The following is a 19592-nucleotide window of genomic DNA, read 5'->3' as shown; positions in this document are numbered from 1 at the left end:
CGGAAAATGGGTAAATGTACAAGAATTACCTTTTAATAGTAATGAATATAGTGTAGCGCATCCAGCGTTGAGTGTAGACGAGAAAACCTTGTATTTTGCATCAGACATGCCAGGTACAAAGGGCTTATCAGATCTTTTTAAAGTAAGCATCAATCCAAATGATACGTACGGCACGCCAGAGAATCTAGGATTGCCTATTAATACAGAGTCAAGAGAAACGTTTCCGTATATCTCACCAGATAATAAGATGTATTTTGCCAGTGATGGACATCCTGGACTTGGAGGTTTAGATGTGTTTGTGATGGATTTGTCATCGCAAACTCCAGGTAGTACCATTGAAAACTTAGGGACACCAATAAACAGTACCCAAGATGACTTTTCATTTGTGATAGATGCAGAGAATAAAAAAGGATTTGTCACTTCCAATAGAGAGGGTGGATTAGGATCTGATGATATTTATAGATTTAATAAATTTCCTGTTCCTGTTTGTAATCAAGCACTTCAAGGAGTCATCAAGGATCAGGATACAGGTTTAGTCTTGTCCAATGCTAAGGTAAGTTTGTTTGATAATAATTTCAAATTAATCAAGGAAATTACAACTTCATCATCAGGGGACTATACTTTTGAGGTTGAATGTGGCAAAACGTATTATTTACGTGGAGAAAAGCCAGAATATGAAACCAAAGAGAATAAGCTTGTAATAGCAAAAGTATCTGGAGTAACACAAGGTCCATTGGCCTTAGAGCCACGAAAAAAAGCAATTGAAGTAGGAACAGATTTAGCTAAAACCTTAGATATTCCGATTTTGTATTTTGATTTAGACAAGTCATTTATCCGTAAAGATGCAGCTTTTGAGCTTGAAAAAGTACTAGCAGTCATGCAAGAATACCCAAAGATGATTATCGACATTAGATCACATACAGATTGTAGACAAACCGTAGCTTACAACCAAGCATTATCTGACAGAAGAGCTAAAGCAACCAAGGCATGGTTGATGAAAAATGGAATAGCCGCAAATAGATTAACGGCCAAAGGTTACGGAGAATCACAGCTCTTAAACGATTGTGGATGTGAACCAACGAACCAATCAAACTGTACAGAGGAGCAACACCAAGCCAATAGAAGAAGTGAGTTTATTATTGTTTCTATGCAATAAACCTTGTCAAAACAACAACTATCAAAAAAGGCTATCCAGAAACTTGGATAGCCTTTTTTGGTGGTTGATAAATTGAAAATATAAAACCATTGGATACGGTCTGATTAACAGATAAATTGCCAATTTTTACGCTATATAAAATACTGACTGAATTGGAGTAGTGGAAAACCTGTCAAATTGACCACCAGTTTCGGAGCAAACTGACCACCACTTTCCAGTTCAAATTGACCATCTGATTTTAGGCTAAAATTGGACATTAAAAACTACCAACTTTTTCATATTGTTAGCACCATTCATTCCTTAAAAATACGGTTTATGGCAAACAAAATAAGAGATATAAGTAAAATTAGAAAAGCAATTAAATTCTACTGTAACGGAAAAAGTAAGTATTTATCTATTTCTAGAAATACGGTAAAAAACTATATTTCTTTATTTAAATTACTAGAATTAAGTTTTGAAGTAATTAACGAAAAAACAGATGCTGAGTTAGAACTTTTATTCTCACCCACCACTGTATAATCAATCTGTCCCAAACTGCAAAGTCTTGATGCTTTTTTTCCTAAAATGGAATGCGAACTAAAAAAAGTTGTCGTTACCATACAGCACATGTGGGAGCAATATATTGCCCTAAATCCTAAGTGTTACAGAAGCTCGCAATTTGGACATCATTATAAAACATGGAGCAAAAGAGTCAATCCAGTGATGCACATAAAGCACAAAGTGGACGATAAAATGTATGTGGATTATGCTGGAAAAACACTCTCCATTATTGATAAATACACGGGAGAAATCAAAGAAGTACAATTTTTTGTAGCCATATTGTGAGCCAGTCAATACACCTGTGCAGAAGCTTCCATGAGCTAACAAAAGGAATATTTTGTTACATCGGTAGAAAATGCTATGCGTTTTTTTGAAGGTACTCCTGCGGCTATTGTTCCGGATAATTTAAAATCTGCAGTAATAAAAAGTAGTCGTTTTGAACCCACAATCAATGAAACTTTAGCTGATTTAGCCGAGCATTATCAAACTACAATCTTGCCTGCCAGGGCTAACAAACCACGAGATAAGTCATTAGTTGAAGGAGCTGTCAAGATCTTGTATCGAAGAGTTTATGTAAATCTAAAAGAAATACTTCAATTTTACCTTCAAATTAAAGTTGTAAAAGCCAGCAACAACCAAGTGATTCCAAAGACTGCTAAATTATTTCAACGCCCCTTTTTCTATAATACCTTTGTCACGAAATCCCACAAAGTGCAGAAATATAGAATAATTTAATTTATCTAAATCATGGGAAATCAAGTTAAAAAAATAGTGTTGGAAGTGACCGTACTATCAACAATTAGTGTTGTTGCACAAGGAAACAGAACAGTAGGAATCACGGAGGCGACGCAAATGGTCAATTCTTATTTTGATCCTGCTACCAAACTTATTGATGCTATTGGAACAGTAGTGGGCCTCATTGGTGGAGTGAAGGTGTATAATAAATTTAGCAGTGGTGATCCAGATACGAGCAAGACGGCAGCAAGTTGGTTTGGAGCTTGTACCTTTTTGATTATAGCGGCAACTGTTTTACGTTCTTTCTTCCGATAAGTTTTAGCGGTATGAATACGTATACTATTAATAAAGGTATTGGAAGAACAGTGGAGTTCAAAGGACTGAAAGCGCAGTACCTGTTCATCTTCGCTGGTGGTTTGCTAGGGATGCTTATCCTGATAATGATCTTGTACATCACTGGAGTCAATTCCTATCTGTGTATGTTTATAGGACTGAGCGGGATCACAATCGAACACCTAATTCCGATATTAACATTTTTTGAGAGCTTGAAATTATGATTTTAAATATTAAGTCTAAAGCCAAAAAAAATGATTCGTTAAGCTTTTTTTCTTGTACAGAATGAGGCTCCAATGCCGTTATAAAAGTTACAGTTTCGCACATAACTGTTATTAATTTTATCATCTATAAATCTGTTTTACTTTAAATTTAGAATTTTTAATTGCTAAAAAATACCAAAATTTTATTTGTTTTAGGATTAATTCTTCTTTTGATTAATCAAAAAACTGACGTATATCATGTTATAATTTGGTTTTAGTTTTTTTGAAATGTAAAGGTATGACTTAATATCACCAAAAGTGGGTATTGTTTAATCCTGTAAAATACCGTTTATTTACATTTTAACGGTCAAAAGGATGTAAAATGACATAAAACAAATGGAAATAAAACGAATAATAAATATTTGTACTCTTCAAATGTGGGAAACCGTAAATTAATTAATTGAAGTATTATTAGGTTTGAGATATCACTTAAATTCTAATTTCGAAAGTAGTATCATTTATCAATCTGCTTTGTTAATAACATAATTCTTACACTACTTTCAAATTGTGTATTTTTAGATTCTCAAAAAAAAGCGTTACCAATGTCATTATTTCAGCCTTCCGTACTCAAAAAATATTTGAGCCAACAAGATACAGATCAAGTTCAGAAAGCCTATAAAAAATACAGCAAGTATTTTCATAATGCGGCCATTCAAGAAAACATTCGTAACAGTAAAGAAGAACAATTCCAAGAAGGATTTCTGCGGGAGTTATTTGTGGATATCTTGGGCTACACCCTGAATCCAACGCCAAAATTCAACCTGACCACGGAACTCAAAAACATAAAGGGCGCCAAAAAAGTGGATGGCGCCATCCTCAAAGACGGAAATGCTCTAGCAGTAATTGAACTTAAGGGAACCAATACCAAAGATCTGGAAAGCATCCGTCAACAAGCCTTTGATTATAAAGCCAATCAAACAGGCTGTATCTATGTCATTACCTCCAACTTCGAGAAGTTAAGGTTCTACATCAACAATGCGGTGGACTATGAAGAATTCAACCTCTTTACCTTATCCCATCTCGAATTCGAAATCTTCTACTTGTGTTTGGCTAAAGACAATATCCTGTCCAATAAACCTCTCAGCATAAAAGAAGCTTCTGTGGTGGAAGAAGAAAATATCACCAAAAAATTCTATGCCGATTATTCGCTTTTCAAACGGGAGTTATATCGGGATTTAGTCAAGCAAAACAGGAATAACATCATGCTTACGGAGTTAAGCGAAAAAACCTCTAAGCTGACCCTTTTCAAAAAATCACAAAAACTGATCGACCGTTTTCTGTTTATTCTTTTTGCTGAAGACCTTGGTTTATTGGCTCCAAACTCCATCAACACCATTCTCAAAGAATGGAAAGCATTAGCTGATTTGGATATGGATGTGCCGTTATACGATCGTTACAAACAATACTTCCGTTATCTCGACACCGGACGTAAAGGCACCGACAAAAAAGAAGAAATTTTCGCCTATAATGGTGGACTGTTCCAGCCAGATACCATTCTGGATGCAGTTGTGATTGACAGCGAAATGCTCTACCGTCACACAAAAAAACTATCGACCTATGACTTCGAAAGTCAGGTCGATGTGAATATTTTAGGACATATTTTCGAACATTCGTTAAACGAAATCGAAAGTGTCAATGCCGAAATTGAAGGAACTGATTTTGACAAACAAAAAACCAAACGCAAGAAAGACGGGGTGTTTTATACCCCAAAATACATCACCAAGTACATTGTCGACAATACCGTTGGTAAACTCTGCACCGAGAAAAAATTAGAATTAGGAATTATTGACGAAGAATACGCCAAAGGCCGTAAGAACCGCCAGGCAACAACAATTATAAAACTCGAGCAGCAACTCAAAGATTACCGCGAATGGCTCTTGGAGCTCACCATTTGTGACCCGGCTTGTGGCTCGGGAGCCTTCCTAAACCAAGCCTTGGATTTTCTGATTAGGGAACACGCCTATATAGACGAACTCAACAAACAATTGTTTGGCGGTGGTTTTGCTTTCCCTGATATTGAAAACCAAATCCTGGAACATAACATCTATGGCGTTGACCTCAACGAAGAAAGTATCGAGATTGCGAAACTCTCTTTGTGGTTGCGCACTGCCCAACCAAAACGTAAACTGACAAGCCTAAACAACAATATCAAATGCGGTAACTCGCTCATTGATAGCAAAGCCATTGCGGGTGACAAAGCTTTCAACTGGCAGGAACAATTTCCGGAAGTGTTTGCCAAAGGTGGTTTTGATGTGATTATTGGGAATCCACCTTATGTTAGACAAGAATTATTTAAGGAACATTCTGGATTTCTATCAAAAAACTACAGAGTATACTCAGGAAAGGCAGATTTGTTTACATATTTTTATGAGAAAGGATCAAATATTTTAAAGGAGAATGGAATTATTTCTTACATCTCTTCTGGCAAATTTTTTGAAGCCAGCTACGGAAAAGTATTGGTAAAATTTCTAACTGAAAATTTAACCTTTATAGAAGTAATAAATTTTGATGATCTAGATGTCTTTCAAGGAATAAGTGCTTATCCATTAATTTTCACTGCGCTAAAAACAAAACATAAAGAAGATTATAAATTCAATTATGTATTTGTACCAAAATTAGAATTTAATAGAATTGAAGATGCCGTTTTTAATCTCCCATATAATCCAGTTCATATTAGTGATTTTATAGAAAGTGATTTTCAATTTTATTCTAGGGAAGTTTCAAAAATGATTAAAAAAATATCAAATAATTCTAAATCATTAAAATCATATTCTTCTTTACCATTAGTTGGCGTTAAAACTGGATTTAATGATGGTTTTATAACTTTTGAAGAAACAGAATATTCTAAAAATTATGTTTTTGGTAAGGACTTAAAAAGATATTTAACACCTAAATCAAATAACAACATAATTTTTCCTTACAAAAATTTAAATGGTGAATATGAATTATGTTCAGAAGACGATTTAAAAGAAGAAATAGAGTATTTAAATTCAAACAAAAGCAAACTAATCTCAAGAGCCATAATAAATGAAGGGGTTAAAAAGGGTAATAAAAAATGGTTTGAATATCAACAAATTAATAAAAAAATAAACTTCAATTTAGAATATATTGTCTATCCAAATGTTTCATTGGGAAATAATTTCACTCTGTCTCAAGGAAATGTTATTGATATGACTGGTTTTATAATTCCATCAAATGATAAAGTTCTATTAGCAATTTTAAATTCAAAATTAATTAAATTCTTAATGGGACAATGGGCAATAACTAGAAGAGGTGGTTATCAAGAATATAAAGTACAATATTTAGAAAAAATTCCAATAAAAATTTTCGAAAGTTCAATTAAAATTCGAGTAAGTGAATTAGTAGAAAGCATCATCTTATCTACAGATGAACATTTTGGATTAAGGCAAAAATTACTGAAATATTTAACTTCGAATTTTAAATTTACTGAAATATCGAGAAAACTTCAAAACTGGCAAGAATTATCATTTGCTGAATTTATTACTGAGCTCAACAAGGCTATTAAAACAATAGGACAAACACCACTCACCAAAAAAGATGAAATCGAATGGATGGATCTTTTTGAAGATTACACAAAACAAGCTCAAACCCTGAAATCTCAAATAGAAACCACAGAAAAAGCAATTGATAAAATGGTGTATGAGTTGTATGGTTTGAGTGAGGAGGAGATAAAAATTGTTGAAAACAGCTAATAACTATATTATGGAAAGAAAATATATTTATATCAATGGAAAAAAATCTGTTGAAATTGAAACAATTAAAACTGTTGATGAAGACGAAATTGGTGAAGTAGTTAGTTATAATATTTACATTGATGGAACTATACACAAATTTGAAGATGATAAAGATAATCCAAATAAGTTAGCATATGCTTTGGCTACAAAGAGAAAGAAGTATGCAGAATTTTTAAACAATCAATTTGAAAATTTAATAATTCTAACTGGAGCAGGTTCATCGGTTGGTGTAGGTGAAAACATCCTTATCGAAGATATTTTAACAGAAAGAAAAGGAAGATTATTGGCTCAACTTTGGGATGACGTATCTATGGCAATTACCGAGACAATTCTGAATAGATTTTGTGTATTGGTAAAATATGATGACAAGTACAAAGAAAAGGAAGAAGATGTTGATTTAAAATATATTAAAAATTTAGAAAAGCTTTTATCACTTGCAAATATTGCTAGAAATTATGTAACTGATGTGCCTTTGGAAGAGGAAAAAGCATTAGATATTGAAGATATAATAAATCAAATTGAAAAAATCATTAAAGTCAATTGCACTTTAAGACTTCCAGAAAACGCTGCACATTCAGTTTTTATAGAAAAAATAACGAAAAGAAAAGTTACACTACCTAGAGTAAAAGTGTTTACATTGAATTATGATACTTTATTTGAGCAAGCTGGCAGAAAAAAGAACTTTACAATAATTGATGGTTTTTCATTTTCACATCCAAGAACATTTAGTGGAAGAAATTTTGATTTAGATATTGTTTCAAGAAATTCTAGTAGAGTAAAAGAGGAAGACAATTTTGTTCAAAAAGTTTTTCATTTATACAAGCCACACGGTTCGGTTGATTGGACTATAGATGGAAATGAAATTATACAAAAAGATGGTGTTGAAAACCCATTAATGATTTTTCCAAAAGACAGCAAATATGAGAGCTCTTATGAGCAGCCATATTTCGAAATGATGTCCCGTTTTCAACAAAACTTAAGAAATGAGAATGTATTATTAATTTGTATTGGTTTTAGTTTCAGCGATAAGCATATAGTAACAGCTATAATTGAAGCGTTAGAACAAAACCCGGGCTTTCAATTAATGGTAGTCAATAAAGACATTGACACAAAAACGGCAACATTTATTTCAATTTTTGAAGCATCAAAAAAACATAATAATATTGTTTTGGTTGATGAATTATTTGAAGATTTTGCCAATCACTTTCCAGATCTAAAATCATACAATCAAGAAGATGCTAAAAAGATTATTCTCAATTTAAACACAGCTAATAATGAGTAATAATCCTTTCAATCATAGCCATTTCATTGGTTACATAAATCAAGTTACTCCACAGTATGTAAAAGTTCATTTTCCTTCTTCCATATTAATGAAATCTTTCACCTTTTATGGAGAAGAATTAAAAGGCGGTTTAGTTGGTAATTATGTCGTAATTGAAGGAGAAAAATATGGCTTTCTTGGTAAAATATTAGAATTAAGTTTACCCGAAAAAGAAAGACTAGAATTAAGTGAAAAATCATTTAACACTAAAGAATTTCATCCAACAGGAAAAATAGAAATCTTGTTATCCTTTGAACTTTTTGAACCATCTAATATTGACAAAGGATTAAATTCTTTACCAATGATTGGAGCAAAAGTTTTTATTTGTTCCTCTCAATTTATCAAAGGATATTTTAAAGGATTTGGTGTAAAGAAAGAAAATTTAGGTACTGCACCAGTAATAAAATTAGGGCATTTAACGTACGATAAAACTACTATTGTAGAATTATCGCAACAAGCTATTTTTGGAAGACATTGTGCTATAGTTGGGACAACTGGCGGAGGTAAAAGTTATACCGTTAGTAAACTACTTGAAGGTATAATCGAAAATAAAAATAAAGCAATCATTATTGATCCAACGGGAGAATATTCAAATTTTGATATTAACACAGAGATTTCTTGTAAACCTTTAATATTATCAAATGATGCTTTTTTTCATTATTCGAATTTAACAGTTTCAGATTTATTTGTTCTTCTAAGACCTTCTGGTCAAGTACAATCACCAAAATTAATGGAAGCTATAAAGTCGTTAAAAATACTAAGAATCTTAGAAAAAAATATTGATAACAATTTTATAACAAAACCAGATGAAAACACTTATTCTATTAAAATAACGGAAGTATTATGGGAGGAAATTAAAGTTAGTAATAATAACATTTTGAAAGCGGGTCAATTAATGAGGCCTTTCAATAGAGTGTATTCAAAATTTATAAATGAAATAGAAGGTTTAAATTCAGATTTCAATATTGAAGCTCTTTCATTTCAACTCATGAAGGAATGTATTAATGATGTAGATTTTAATAATCATAATAAATGGGGAGGTCAAAATAATAATCACGCAACAAACTGCATAAGTCTAATACTTAGAGTAAATAATCTTATAAACAACCCTGAATTCAATAAGATTTTTGGTTTTCAAAAACAAAAAAATGATGCTTCTGAACTTATAAGTGGAATTAATGAATTCATAAATGGTGATTTAAAAATTTTGCGAATTGGATTTGAAGAAGTAAGTTTTGATTTTCAAGCTAGAGAAATATTAGCAAACGCAGTAGGTAAATTTTTGTTAGAATTAGCTAGAAAGAAAAAATTCAAACAAAATCCCCTTGTGTTATTCGTTGATGAAGCTCATCAATTTTTAAATAAAAAAGTAAAAGATGAGTATTTTGAAACCACAGAGTTAAGCTCTTTCGATAGTATTGCTAAAGAATGTAGAAAATACGGTTTGTTTCTTTGTATCGCTACTCAAATGCCAAGAGATATTCCAAATGGCACATTAAGTCAAATAGGGACTTTTGTAGCGCACAGATTAATCAACCATCAAGATAAAGAAGCAATTGCTAATGCTTGTTCTTCTGCAAATCGTGATACTCTTGCATTTTTACCAGTTTTAGGTTCTGGAGAAGCAATTTTAATGGGCGTTGATTTCCCTATGCCTGTTATGTTAAAGGTAGATTTACCTAAAATAAAACCAAATTCTGACACACCACTTTTTTAATTTAAAACTATAAATTTCATATGGACAACTATAAAATAATACATTTTGAAAGCAACCCTATTAGGATAAAAAAGATCACCAATACACTTTTTTCACCTAATGCAAAGTTTAAAAATAAGCTTCACTCCATATGTGATACATACGTTAAATCAACCTTTTATTTAAGAGATAATTTAGAAATGGAAGTTTATAAATCTGAAATGAATAAACCCATAATTTTGCGAAATTGTGGGTTGAATTATATGAAAGGTTTAAGATTAGAAAATATTGAATTTGTTGAGACTGCTTTTATTTATCCCTCTGGGAAAATGGTTTCAAAAAAAGCTGAAGCCTATTATAATATGGTTTCAATAACATATGTGATGTTAGATTATAATAGAGAGGAAAACATTGAATATGTCCAATTAATAAAACATAGCAGGTTAGACGCGTATTTAAAAGGAAATAATGTAAAAAAATATAAATTAGAAGTTGACAATAACAATTATAAAGTAGTTATAGAAAAATAAGACTCTTCTCCTATGAGAGAGTCACAGCCAAACTGTAGAAGACTTCTTGTTCGTGTAAATAACCTAAAATTGCTAAATAATTAATCAAATATAAAGTTGTCATTAATTAAAAAATGGAAGATTTAACAAAACATATCGATCCAATGATGAAACCTTTTCGGGATATCGAAAAGATTACCAAACCAATGACGGACTTTCAAAAATCTTTAGAAAAACCTCTGAAAGACTTTCAAAAATCGATTAAAAATATAAATAAACTAATTGTTTCAATCCCTAATTTTGAAAATCCACTTTTAAAACAGAGAGATATTTTCGGCCAGATTGGATTGCGATTAAAGGAATACGCAGAAAAAACACCAGCTTATCTTTTACTGATAGCACAAAATGGCTGGTTTATCGAATTAGATAGTGAATTAAGTTTGCCTTCCCAAATAGCTTATGAGATTAAAAAGGACTCAACAGAAAATGCAAATAAATTATTGATGGAATATTACTCTTTAAATCTTGAAAGAATAATTGAAAATCTAGTAATGAGACATCCCAATAGAAAAGAAATATTAAATCAAATATTAAAGTCTTATAAAAATGGAAATCACAGCGTTTTAATTCCCTGTGTTTTAACACAAGTAGATGGTATCTGTTTTGACTTTACAAAAAAGAAGTTTTTTATTAAAGAAAAAAATAATAAATATTTGTCTCAAATAGCTTCCGAATTAGAATATTCAATAAATAGTTTTTTGAAATTATATCTTTCACCTTTACAAAACCAAACTCCAATTATGGTACGAGAAGAGGATGTTTCGAAATTTCCCTGTCATTTAAATCGACACCGGATTCTGCACGGAACTAGCACAGATTATGGAACCGAAATTAATAGTCTAAAAGTTATCTCCCTCTTAAAGTATATCTCTGATTTACTTACAGATCTTGATAGAAAAACTCTAAAAATAGCATTCAACTCTCAATAAAATTGCACATTCTTTATGCTTATATACATAGATTTATTGACAAATAATCACCCAAAATAGGGTTTAAAATTCTAATACAAACAAATTCAAACCCTTATAAAATAAAGGCTTAAAAAAATATACATTAATTAATTGATATTTGTTCACAAATATGTGAACATTTATATATCTTTGCAAAACCAATTATGGAGATTATCTTTAAAAAACCGTATTTATCAGACCTGTACCAGGGAATTCTAAAACCCCACAAGGAATATAAATCCAACCCTCAATTGGTAAAACAGTATGTGCAAAAAATCAATATGTTAAAATCCGTCACTCGTATTGAACAGTTGTATCAAATTAAAAGTTTACACTATGAAAAAAAAGAAGGCGACCTCAAAGGCGTTAGTGCGGTTTATGTCAATAAACAATACCGTATTCTTTTTAATGAAGTAGCTTCTGCTTCAGGAGATCTCACCATCGATGTATTAGAAATCGAAGATTTAAGTAAACATTACGCAAAATAACGACAAAAAATGACGACAAAAAACCGTATCCCATCATTTGCCACGCATCCCGGAACAATACTCGCGGACGAAATGGAAGCAAATGAATACTCTCAAATTGACCTTGCAAAACTCATAGACATTAAACGCAGCCAACTTAACGAAATCATAAGAGGCAAGCGGAACATCAATGCAGACTTGGCATTATTGTTAGAAAAAGCCTTGGGCATCGATGCCGATTTCTGGATGGAAGCACAAAAAAACTACGACCTCGACAAAGCAAGAATTGAGGCTAAAAACAAAGCACAATTAGAAGCTATAGAAATCTGGAATGTCGCCAAAGCATTCATTCCGGTATCATTCTATAAAAAAGAACAAGTAATTTCTGGAAATCCTGTAACCGACAATCAAAAAATCAGGGAAATATACCGAGTGGTAAACTTGGACCAACTGGCAACAATGAGCGTACAAAGCCATTACCACAGGTTCAAAAAATCGACTAAACTCAAAACCGATGTGGTGAACATTATGGGTTGGGTAAAACTGGTGCAATACAAAGCTTCGGAGGTTATAGTCCCTACTTTCAATCACGAAAACCTGGAGCAACTAATAGCTGATTTAAGAGCCATTTTGCTAAAAAATAAGGACACGCTAAATAAAGTCCAAAACAAATTGCACGACTATGGCATCAAGTTGATCTATCAGGCAAAAGGAGAAAAAACACCGGTGGATGGAGTCTCTTTTTGGAGTAATGGAAATCCGGCCATTGGAATGACACTAAGACACAATCGTTTGGATAATTTTGCATTTACCTTGTTTCACGAATTGGGACATATTTTCAAACATTTGGTAAATAACGACACCGCCGAGTTTATCGATCTGGAAACTAAAAACGAAGAGGAAGAATACAAAAACTCGACAGAAGAAAAACAAGCTGATCATTTTGCCCAAAATAGTCTGATTATAGAGGACGATTGGAACAAATTCAAAAAAAATTTGCCTCACAATAACAACGATGTAGCAATGATGTCTTTTGCCAAACAAGTCAAAATCCATCCCAGTATAGTAAGAGGCCGAGTTTGTTTTGCGCTAAATAATTTCCGCAGCTACACTTCGATTAGTAATGATATCAATTAATTTATTAAAAAACTCTAAATAAAAGATAAATGAGTTCCTATTTGTAGTACAGTAAGAACAGAGAAAAAGTCTAGTAGTAAACATGGTTTATGTTATGGAGAAGAAAAAACACCTCCAAAAAAATCATAAATATTTTAAATAGCGCCCCTGTTAAGGGACGCTTCTTATTTATATCAGATTTAAAACTTCATTCGCTGTATTCTAACCGCATTTAAAATGGCTAATAAAGCTACGCCCACATCGGCAAAAACGGCCTCCCACATGGTGGCTAAACCACCTGCACCGAGTATTAAAACAATCCCTTTTACCACAAATGCTAAAGTGATGTTTTGCCACACAATTTTCTTGGTTTGTTTTCCAATGTTTATGGCTGTGAATATTTTATGAGGTTGATCGTTTTGAATCACAATGTCAGCTGTTTCAATTGTTGCATCGCTTCCTAAACCACCCATTGCAATACCGGCATCGGCAAGGGCAACTACTGGCGCATCGTTTACACCATCACCAACAAATGCAATTTTTAGATTTTGTAATTTCAATTCCTCCACTTTTTCAACCTTGTTTTCCGGTAATAAATCCCCATATGCCTGGTCAATGTTTAATTCTTTGGCCACTGCATCTACAACGGCTTGTTTATCGCCCGAAAGCATTACGGTTTTCACGTTTATTTTGTGTAAACTCTGAATCGCTTCTTTGGCATCTTCTTTGATTTCATCAGCAATTAAAAAATACCCCGCATATTTTTGATTGATTGCAATAACGATAATCGTGAAAGGGGTAGTATCGATTTCGACATCATAACTGATGTTGAATTTTTTCATCAATTTTACATTTCCTGCCAAAATTTCTTTTCCGTCCACTTTTCCTTTTAGTCCATGACCTGCAATTTCTTCTACGTCAGTAACGGTTGCATTTTTTTCGGTTCCTTTAGCATATTCGATAATTGCTGTTCCAACGGGATGGGTCGATTTGGTTTCGAGTGCAGCTGTATATTTTACTAAGTCGGCTTCGGAAATATCCACAGCAACCACTTTTTGTACTTTGAAAACACCTTTGGTCAGCGTTCCTGTTTTATCCATAACCACTACTTCGATGGCTGCCATTAAATCCAGAAAATTGGATCCTTTAAACAAAATCCCGTTTTTACTTGCTGCGCCAATGCCCCCAAAATAGCCTAATGGAATTGAAATAACCAATGCGCAAGGGCAGGAGATAACCAGAAAAATTAAGGCTCTGTACAACCAATCGTTGAAATTGTAGTTTTCAACAAATAGTATTGGAAGCAAACAAATCCCTATGGCCAGAAACACGACCACTGGCGTATAGATTTTAGCGAATTTTCTAATAAATAATTCAGTTGGTGCTTTTTTGGCAGTTGCCTCTTGCACCATTTCTAAGATTTTAGATAATTTACTATCGGTGTAGGCTGTCGTTACTTCGACTAAAACGACCGTGTTGAGATTGATCATTCCGGCAAGAACGGTTTCATCTTTTTGTTTGGTATCTGGTTTACTTTCTCCTGTTAGTGCTGCAGTGTTGAACGAAGCGGTATCCGAAAGTAGCTTACCGTCTAATGCTAGTTTTTCTCCTGGTTTTAACTGAATAATTTCTCCAATAATTATTTCAGATGCTTTTTTTACAGTCGCATTTTCTCCATTCATTACTGTTGCTTCATCAGGTCTTTGGTCTAATAATAATTTGATGTTAGTTTTTGCTCTTTGAACAGCCAAGGTTTGAAACACTTCACCAACGGCATAAAAAAGCATTACAGCAACACCTTCAGGATATTCACGAATTGCAAATGCACCAATGGTAGCAATGCTCATCAATAAAAATTCCGAGAACACTTCTCCTTTGCGAATACTGTCCAATGCTTCTTTTAGAACAGGGAAGCCAACTGGAACATAAGCAACTATATACCAAATTAACCTGACCCAACCTGTAAACCAGGTTTGTGTAAAGTAGTTGTCAAAACCAATGGCCACAAGGAGTAAAATGAATGAAATAATTGCGGGCAAAAACATTTGAAATGTGGTTTGATCACCGCCTGAATGGTCGTGGCCGTCATCATCTGAATGTTCAGATTTATAATCAACGGTACAACATCCTGATTGCTTATCGGTTTTGCTGTTTATTTTTTCTTCCAGTGTGCAACAAAGCTGCTTGCCGTTTGCATCGTATTTATGTATGTGTTTCATGATTGAATTTTTAATTTGACAATTAGTATCGGTATTAGTCTTGGTTTGGGTTTTTATCGTTTTGAATCCTGGATTGCCAATTTCTATAAAAACTAAAATGATTGAGCGACAACATGAAGTACAGTAGGGCCGTAGTCACAACAGATATTACATAAAATCCCAAAGCAGCGGCTACACCAATGGCAGAAACTGCCCATATATTCGCAGCCGTGGTGAGTCCGCTGGATTCGTTGCTTTGCTGTTTGTTATAAATAATTCCGGCACCCAGAAAACCGACGCCTGTAATGATATTGGCAATAATCCTTGATGAATCATCGGTTTCTGAAAAATGCATTCCAACAGCGGTAAACAGTGCGGCACCGGCACTTACTGCGCCAAAAGTACGTATTCCGGCATTTTTATTCTCTCGCTCTCGCTGGTACCCAATTATGCAACCAAGTATAGCAGCCATAAGTATTTTGGCTACCATTATAAGTTCAAATTTTATATCTGCTTCTATCATTTCATATAGTATTACATTAAGTAAAAAGAGGTTGGTTTTTCTAGTATTGGTAAATTTGTATTGTTAATCATTTCTTTTAGATTAATCTCAATAGTTGTTGCAAGATTTGTCATTGGTGTATCTGAGGGTGAATTTTCAAAAGGGTCTTGCAATATTATAGCTGTTCGCTCTATAGTAATGAAAATTAATGGCAATAATGTAGTTAAAAAAATCTCTTCAATGATGTATTTATCATCTAATCCAAAAGGTAGTAGTGTAGCGAATACATAAATCAATAAATGTATTAACAAGCTGTAGGATTTAGGGAACACTGTGTTTTTAATGCGTTCGCACTTTCCCATAGCATCACACAAACGGCTTAAAGTAGTGTCAATCTGTACTTGTTTAAATTCACTTATATCCATTTGAGACAATGCAACACTATGCAGATTTAAAATTGCGTTTGGAACATTTTTGTCCGTAATGTGTTGCTCATTAATGTATTGTTGTACTTTGTCTGTAAAAGGCAATCCTCGTAAAGATTCTCCCAAGGCATAGCACCAAATAATTTGGCGATGTACAAATATTTCAATTGTTTTACTATTAGCATTATTTTGTGGAACAAATTGTATGACTTGTCGTATCAATGTTCTAGAATCATTTACTATTGCTCCCCAAACTATTCTTGCTTCCCACCATCTTTCATAAGCCTGTGCTGTCCTGAACGCTAGTAAAAATGATAAGGTGGTAGCTATAATAGCTGTCATATTAGTAGGTATTGATATCTTGGACAGAAAAGAATATTGATCTACAATGCCCACAACTACTGCATAAGTTACAATTGCAAGAATATCATACTTAATTTCTTTTATAAAAGTAAAAATTGATATTTTTCTATTTAGTAGCATATTTGTTTAGATTAAAAATACTTATGTTATACTTGTTTTTTAATTATATAAATGTCAATAAATATCCGAGTAATGAGCCACCTAAAACTATAAAAGCAAAAAACTGTTTTTCAATAATTATAATTTTTTCGACTGCAGTGTTTATTATTCAATCGCCTTGCGCTGTTTTTGTTTCTGTATTTTGATTGCAGGAAAAAAAGCAAACGATACGGATAGTATTAGCAATTGTTTTTTTATTTTAAAATTTCTTAAATCCACAAAACTGAAAATTTTGTATTGTTTCAAAAGGAGTCAAATGATTCTCTGTAAAACATTTTACAGTATTAAATTTTTCTTTAAACGTATTCTTCATTGTGTTTTCAGAATATTGTTTTATTTCTAATCCACTACATTTTAAAGGACCATTTTCTGAAAAAGTTCCTAATAAGAAATTGCCATTCTCAGCGATTGATTTCCCCACTAATGTTACATATTTTTCAATACTTATCGCATCAGTCAGAAAATGAAAAACTGCCCTGTCGTGCCAAAAATCAAATTTAATAGCTGTATTAAATTCGGTTATATCTGAAACAATCCAATGGACCTTATTAGCTTTATCACCTAACCTATTTTTTGCTCTCTCTAACGCTGCTTCTGAAATATCTAAAACCCAAATATTTTGATATCCTTTTTCTAATAAAGCATCTATCAAATTGCTATCACCACCGCCAACATCAATAATATTGGCAGTTTTTGATAGGTTTAAATTTTCTAAATAATTCATAGAAGTGGTAGGATAGTCCTGTGTCCAACTTACTTCATTAGGGGATTTGGTACTAAATACATTTTCCCAATGTTGTTTGTTTTGGTCCATTATTTCAGTCCTTTACAACAATTATCTAATTTTGCGAAGCTTGATGGATCTGCTTTTACATCATCAGCATCATAACCCAGTTTTGAAATACCCACTTTTATAGCTTCTAAATCTGTTTTTTTAGGGTTAAAATATACTGTAAATGCCATTGCTTTATCATCAAGAGTGTACATTTTCACTCCATTAATTTTTAACATTTCTGTTTTAAATTTTTGTCCACAGGTTTCACATTCTTTGCAATGGGCACAGTTTAAAACCGTTTTTATAACCGCTTTCCTATTTGTCTTTTTTTCTTGTGCGAATGATGAAGTGATTGAAAATAGAATTACCAATATGGTTATTAAAGAACCAGTGCTTAATTTTAAATGTCTCATTTTAAAATAATTTATGATTACTATGTTTTTTAATGACCATGTCCTTCTTCTCCGTGAGAATGTCCGTGCTCTATTTCCTCTACAGATTTTGTTTCTTTTTTAGAATTGTCGTGACCGTCACCTTCTTTATGTTTTTGTACAATTAAATCCATGCTACAAACAGGACATTTCCCTGGTTTATCATAAGTTTTTCCTTTTTCACAATCCATTGGACAAACGTATGCTAATTGATGAGCTTCTCCTTTTTTGTGGTCGTGCCTTTCCAGTTCTTTTGTAGCTTCTTTATTTTCTTTTTTCCCACAAGCAACTACTGTTAAAGTTGCGATAGCCAATGCCATCATTACGATTGATTTTTTACTCATAATTTTTATTGTTTTTTGGTTTTCGTGACCCGAGCCTAAAAGGCGAACAGATACAATAATCTTTGATTCCATTTTTATTACTTTTTTATTAATTGATATTGACCTGTTAAATTTATATTTACTTCTATGTCCTGACTGGTTTTATTTTTAAAATACCAACCGTGTTTTCCTTCATAAGGTGCTATAAAAGATCCTGCCATATTATTAGAATTGGCAACGGTGTAGCTTTCAAAATAACCAGATTTTGTGTCTGCCGATTTTACATCCCCGTGTAAATCAACGAAAAGAATGCCATTGTTGGTTTTCCAAGCATATTTTACCTGTCCATATTTTAAAACAGCTATTTTATATTCTAAACCTTTACCGGCAGGAACAGTAATTTTTATGCTGTCTTTTCTGTTTTCATATTGTTTTACAGGAGCGGGATTATTAGCTTCATTGGGTTTTTGTTCTGCCGGTTCCGAACCTACATTATTAAGTGTGAGTTCTTTAAAAATGGGTGCTATTGCTTCATTTTCAGCCAATTTTTTTTCAACTTCATTATCGTTTTGATGTAAGCGGGAAAAGCCTAACATTTTACCTAAACCAGTATAATCTTTACCATATTCAGCGGGTAGAACCGCAACTATTGTAATAACAAATGAAGTTGCCAAAGCAATAACAGTTGCTTTGATTATTTGTGACGAAGTGAGGTTGGGTTGCGAATTATTATTTGTCATTTTAATTTATTTAAGAATTGAAGTAACCTGAAAGTTGAAAAGCCATTAGAACAAAACCAGCCATCATTAGGGCAGTATTAGTAATAGTAGAAAAACGAGAAAATGAACTGTATTTTCGCCAAGCACTGATCAGAATAAGTACAAACAGAAGTGCTATAAACTGTCCAAGTTCTACACCGATATTAAAACCGATTAAGTTGGTAAACAAACTTTCTTTATCAAAATTAAACTCTTGTAATTTAGTAGCCAATCCCAAACCGTGAAACAAACCAAAAAGGAGTACTGCCATTTTTGTATTGGGTTGGAAATTAAAGATTTTTTTAAATCCTCCTAAATTGTCAAAACCTTTATATACAATTGACAACACAATTACAGCGTCGATTAAATAAGCATTTACTTGAAAATTGAGCAATACGCCCAATAATAAGGTTATGCTATGACCTATGGTAAAGAAACTAACATATAGCAATACTTCTTTTGGCTTGTAGAGAAAGAAAATCACTCCTACTAAAAACAGCAAATGATCATAACCTGTCAGCATGTGCTTGGCACCAATGTATAAAAAAGGCATAAAAGCAGCCCCATTATTATCCATCAAAAATACTTTTGTATTGTCATCAACACCGTGAGCGAATACGTTTGTACAACTTAACAACGTAAAGACAAATACCAACAAATAGGGTATCTTATTTTTATTCATCATCTATAGTATGGATTTAAATATTCATAAACTGTCGGATGTAGTATTCTTATGTAGCTACATCCGGCAGGTTTT

20 protein-coding genes and 1 pseudogene are annotated in these 19592 nt (G+C 32.8%); 13 read left to right on the top strand and 8 right to left on the bottom strand.

Features of this window, described 5'->3' with window-relative positions; genetic code table 11:
• The 13 genes and pseudogenes from ACNQGO_RS09535 to ACNQGO_RS09475 all read left to right on the top strand — a co-directional run.
• Nucleotides 1-1156 (top strand): OmpA family protein (locus ACNQGO_RS09535; protein WP_417985109.1); only part of this gene is annotated, 1156 nt, incomplete at its 5' end.
• Between the two features lie 315 nt (nucleotides 1157-1471).
• Nucleotides 1472-1675, top strand: a complete 204-nt coding sequence (locus ACNQGO_RS09530; protein WP_417985108.1) for a hypothetical protein — start codon at nucleotides 1472-1474, stop codon at nucleotides 1673-1675.
• 45 nt (nucleotides 1676-1720) lie between these two features.
• Nucleotides 1721-1981, top strand: coding sequence for a hypothetical protein (locus ACNQGO_RS09525; RefSeq protein ID WP_417979724.1), 261 nt, complete (start codon nucleotides 1721-1723; stop codon nucleotides 1979-1981).
• 75 nt (nucleotides 1982-2056) lie between these two features.
• Entirely contained in the window at nucleotides 2057-2431 is a 375-nt protein-coding gene (locus ACNQGO_RS09520; RefSeq protein ID WP_417944461.1) for a hypothetical protein, read from the top strand.
• Between the two features lie 12 nt (nucleotides 2432-2443).
• On the top strand, nucleotides 2444-2746 hold the full coding sequence (locus ACNQGO_RS09515) for a DUF4134 domain-containing protein (RefSeq protein ID WP_417944460.1): 303 nt from the start codon (nucleotides 2444-2446) through the stop codon (nucleotides 2744-2746).
• An 11-nt stretch (nucleotides 2747-2757) separates the two neighbouring features.
• Nucleotides 2758-2940 (top strand): annotated as a pseudogene (locus ACNQGO_RS09510) (DUF4133 domain-containing protein); the annotation flags it as partial.
• Nucleotides 2941-3569: 629 nt separating this feature from the next.
• Nucleotides 3570-6740, top strand: a complete 3171-nt coding sequence (locus ACNQGO_RS09505; RefSeq protein WP_417985107.1) for an Eco57I restriction-modification methylase domain-containing protein — start codon at nucleotides 3570-3572, stop codon at nucleotides 6738-6740.
• A gap of 10 nt (nucleotides 6741-6750) precedes the next feature.
• Nucleotides 6751-8064, top strand: coding sequence for an SIR2 family protein (locus ACNQGO_RS09500; RefSeq protein ID WP_417947472.1), 1314 nt, complete (start codon nucleotides 6751-6753; stop codon nucleotides 8062-8064).
• On the top strand, nucleotides 8057-9820 hold the full coding sequence (locus ACNQGO_RS09495; RefSeq protein ID WP_417985106.1) for an ATP-binding protein: 1764 nt from the start codon (nucleotides 8057-8059) through the stop codon (nucleotides 9818-9820). Before ACNQGO_RS09500 ends, ACNQGO_RS09495 begins: the two co-directional genes overlap by 8 nt.
• Nucleotides 9821-9840: 20 nt before the next feature.
• Nucleotides 9841-10329, top strand: a complete 489-nt coding sequence (locus ACNQGO_RS09490; RefSeq protein WP_417947896.1) for a hypothetical protein — start codon at nucleotides 9841-9843, stop codon at nucleotides 10327-10329.
• A gap of 113 nt (nucleotides 10330-10442) precedes the next feature.
• A complete protein-coding gene (locus ACNQGO_RS09485; RefSeq protein ID WP_417985105.1) occupies nucleotides 10443-11297 on the top strand; it encodes a hypothetical protein in 855 nt (284 codons plus the stop codon).
• 185 nt (nucleotides 11298-11482) lie between these two features.
• Nucleotides 11483-11806 carry a type II toxin-antitoxin system RelE/ParE family toxin gene (locus tag ACNQGO_RS09480; protein WP_417985104.1) on the top strand — a complete coding sequence of 108 codons (324 nt, stop codon included), beginning with the start codon at nucleotides 11483-11485 and terminating at the stop codon, nucleotides 11804-11806.
• A 9-nt stretch (nucleotides 11807-11815) separates the two neighbouring features.
• Nucleotides 11816-12922, top strand: a complete 1107-nt coding sequence (locus tag ACNQGO_RS09475; RefSeq protein WP_417947802.1) for a HigA family addiction module antitoxin — start codon at nucleotides 11816-11818, stop codon at nucleotides 12920-12922.
• Between the two features lie 179 nt (nucleotides 12923-13101).
• Here ACNQGO_RS09475 and ACNQGO_RS09470 read toward each other — a convergent pair whose 3' ends face one another.
• From ACNQGO_RS09470 to ACNQGO_RS09435, 8 genes are all read right to left on the bottom strand, one after another.
• Nucleotides 13102-15120 carry a heavy metal translocating P-type ATPase gene (locus tag ACNQGO_RS09470; RefSeq protein WP_417985103.1) on the bottom strand — a complete coding sequence of 673 codons (2019 nt, stop codon included), beginning with the start codon at nucleotides 15118-15120 and terminating at the stop codon, nucleotides 13102-13104.
• 34 nt (nucleotides 15121-15154) lie between these two features.
• Nucleotides 15155-15622: an MgtC/SapB family protein gene (locus tag ACNQGO_RS09465; protein ID WP_417944434.1), complete on the bottom strand. Its 468-nt coding sequence runs from the start codon at nucleotides 15620-15622 to the stop codon at nucleotides 15155-15157.
• 11 nt (nucleotides 15623-15633) lie between these two features.
• A complete protein-coding gene (locus tag ACNQGO_RS09460) occupies nucleotides 15634-16509 on the bottom strand; it encodes a bestrophin family protein (RefSeq protein WP_417985102.1) in 876 nt (291 codons plus the stop codon).
• 238 nt (nucleotides 16510-16747) lie between these two features.
• The gene (locus tag ACNQGO_RS09455; RefSeq protein WP_417985101.1) at nucleotides 16748-17362 is read right to left on the bottom strand and encodes a class I SAM-dependent methyltransferase; all 615 of its coding nucleotides are present in this window, start codon (nucleotides 17360-17362) and stop codon (nucleotides 16748-16750) included.
• Nucleotides 17362-17736 (bottom strand): hypothetical protein, encoded by a 375-nt coding sequence (locus ACNQGO_RS09450; RefSeq protein ID WP_417947539.1) that lies wholly within the window; start codon nucleotides 17734-17736, stop codon nucleotides 17362-17364. The genes ACNQGO_RS09455 and ACNQGO_RS09450 overlap by 1 nt, the downstream gene beginning before the upstream one ends.
• A 29-nt stretch (nucleotides 17737-17765) precedes the next feature.
• Nucleotides 17766-18170 carry a heavy metal-binding domain-containing protein gene (locus ACNQGO_RS09445; protein ID WP_417985100.1) on the bottom strand — a complete coding sequence of 135 codons (405 nt, stop codon included), beginning with the start codon at nucleotides 18168-18170 and terminating at the stop codon, nucleotides 17766-17768.
• A 5-nt stretch (nucleotides 18171-18175) separates the two neighbouring features.
• Nucleotides 18176-18817 (bottom strand): hypothetical protein, encoded by a 642-nt coding sequence (locus tag ACNQGO_RS09440; protein WP_417947536.1) that lies wholly within the window; start codon nucleotides 18815-18817, stop codon nucleotides 18176-18178.
• 10 nt (nucleotides 18818-18827) lie between these two features.
• Entirely contained in the window at nucleotides 18828-19520 is a 693-nt protein-coding gene (locus ACNQGO_RS09435; RefSeq protein WP_470303449.1) for a HupE/UreJ family protein, read from the bottom strand.
• Nucleotides 19521-19592 lie beyond the last annotated feature (72 nt).

The organism is Flavobacterium frigidum (genome assembly GCF_048286735.1).
Lineage (GTDB): Bacteria > Bacteroidota > Bacteroidia > Flavobacteriales > Flavobacteriaceae > Flavobacterium.
This window is presented reverse-complemented; position numbering and strand designations above follow the sequence as displayed.

Excerpts from the sequence above, each read along its gene's own strand:
- ACNQGO_RS09475 (WP_417947802.1), top strand. The coding sequence starts at position 11,816 with ATGACGACAAAAAACCGTATCCCATCATTTGCCACGCATCCCGGAACA.
- ACNQGO_RS09455 (WP_417985101.1), bottom strand. The coding sequence starts at position 17,362 with ATGGACCAAAACAAACAACATTGGGAAAATGTATTTAGTACCAAATCC.
- ACNQGO_RS09480 (WP_417985104.1), top strand. The coding sequence starts at position 11,483 with ATGGAGATTATCTTTAAAAAACCGTATTTATCAGACCTGTACCAGGGA.
- ACNQGO_RS09520 (WP_417944461.1), top strand. The coding sequence starts at position 2,057 with ATGCGTTTTTTTGAAGGTACTCCTGCGGCTATTGTTCCGGATAATTTA.
- ACNQGO_RS09470 (WP_417985103.1), bottom strand. The coding sequence starts at position 15,120 with ATGAAACACATACATAAATACGATGCAAACGGCAAGCAGCTTTGTTGC.
- ACNQGO_RS09500 (WP_417947472.1), top strand. The coding sequence starts at position 6,751 with ATGGAAAGAAAATATATTTATATCAATGGAAAAAAATCTGTTGAAATT.
- ACNQGO_RS09525 (WP_417979724.1), top strand. The coding sequence starts at position 1,721 with ATGGAATGCGAACTAAAAAAAGTTGTCGTTACCATACAGCACATGTGG.
- ACNQGO_RS09515 (WP_417944460.1), top strand. The coding sequence starts at position 2,444 with ATGGGAAATCAAGTTAAAAAAATAGTGTTGGAAGTGACCGTACTATCA.
- ACNQGO_RS09530 (WP_417985108.1), top strand. The coding sequence starts at position 1,472 with ATGGCAAACAAAATAAGAGATATAAGTAAAATTAGAAAAGCAATTAAA.
- ACNQGO_RS09460 (WP_417985102.1), bottom strand. The coding sequence starts at position 16,509 with ATGCTACTAAATAGAAAAATATCAATTTTTACTTTTATAAAAGAAATT.
- ACNQGO_RS09465 (WP_417944434.1), bottom strand. The coding sequence starts at position 15,622 with ATGATAGAAGCAGATATAAAATTTGAACTTATAATGGTAGCCAAAATA.
- ACNQGO_RS09495 (WP_417985106.1), top strand. The coding sequence starts at position 8,057 with ATGAGTAATAATCCTTTCAATCATAGCCATTTCATTGGTTACATAAAT.
- ACNQGO_RS09490 (WP_417947896.1), top strand. The coding sequence starts at position 9,841 with ATGGACAACTATAAAATAATACATTTTGAAAGCAACCCTATTAGGATA.
- ACNQGO_RS09435 (WP_470303449.1), bottom strand. The coding sequence starts at position 19,520 with ATGATGAATAAAAATAAGATACCCTATTTGTTGGTATTTGTCTTTACG.
- ACNQGO_RS09445 (WP_417985100.1), bottom strand. The coding sequence starts at position 18,170 with ATGGAATCAAAGATTATTGTATCTGTTCGCCTTTTAGGCTCGGGTCAC.
- ACNQGO_RS09485 (WP_417985105.1), top strand. The coding sequence starts at position 10,443 with ATGGAAGATTTAACAAAACATATCGATCCAATGATGAAACCTTTTCGG.
- ACNQGO_RS09440 (WP_417947536.1), bottom strand. The coding sequence starts at position 18,817 with ATGACAAATAATAATTCGCAACCCAACCTCACTTCGTCACAAATAATC.
- ACNQGO_RS09450 (WP_417947539.1), bottom strand. The coding sequence starts at position 17,736 with ATGAGACATTTAAAATTAAGCACTGGTTCTTTAATAACCATATTGGTA.
- ACNQGO_RS09505 (WP_417985107.1), top strand. The coding sequence starts at position 3,570 with ATGTCATTATTTCAGCCTTCCGTACTCAAAAAATATTTGAGCCAACAA.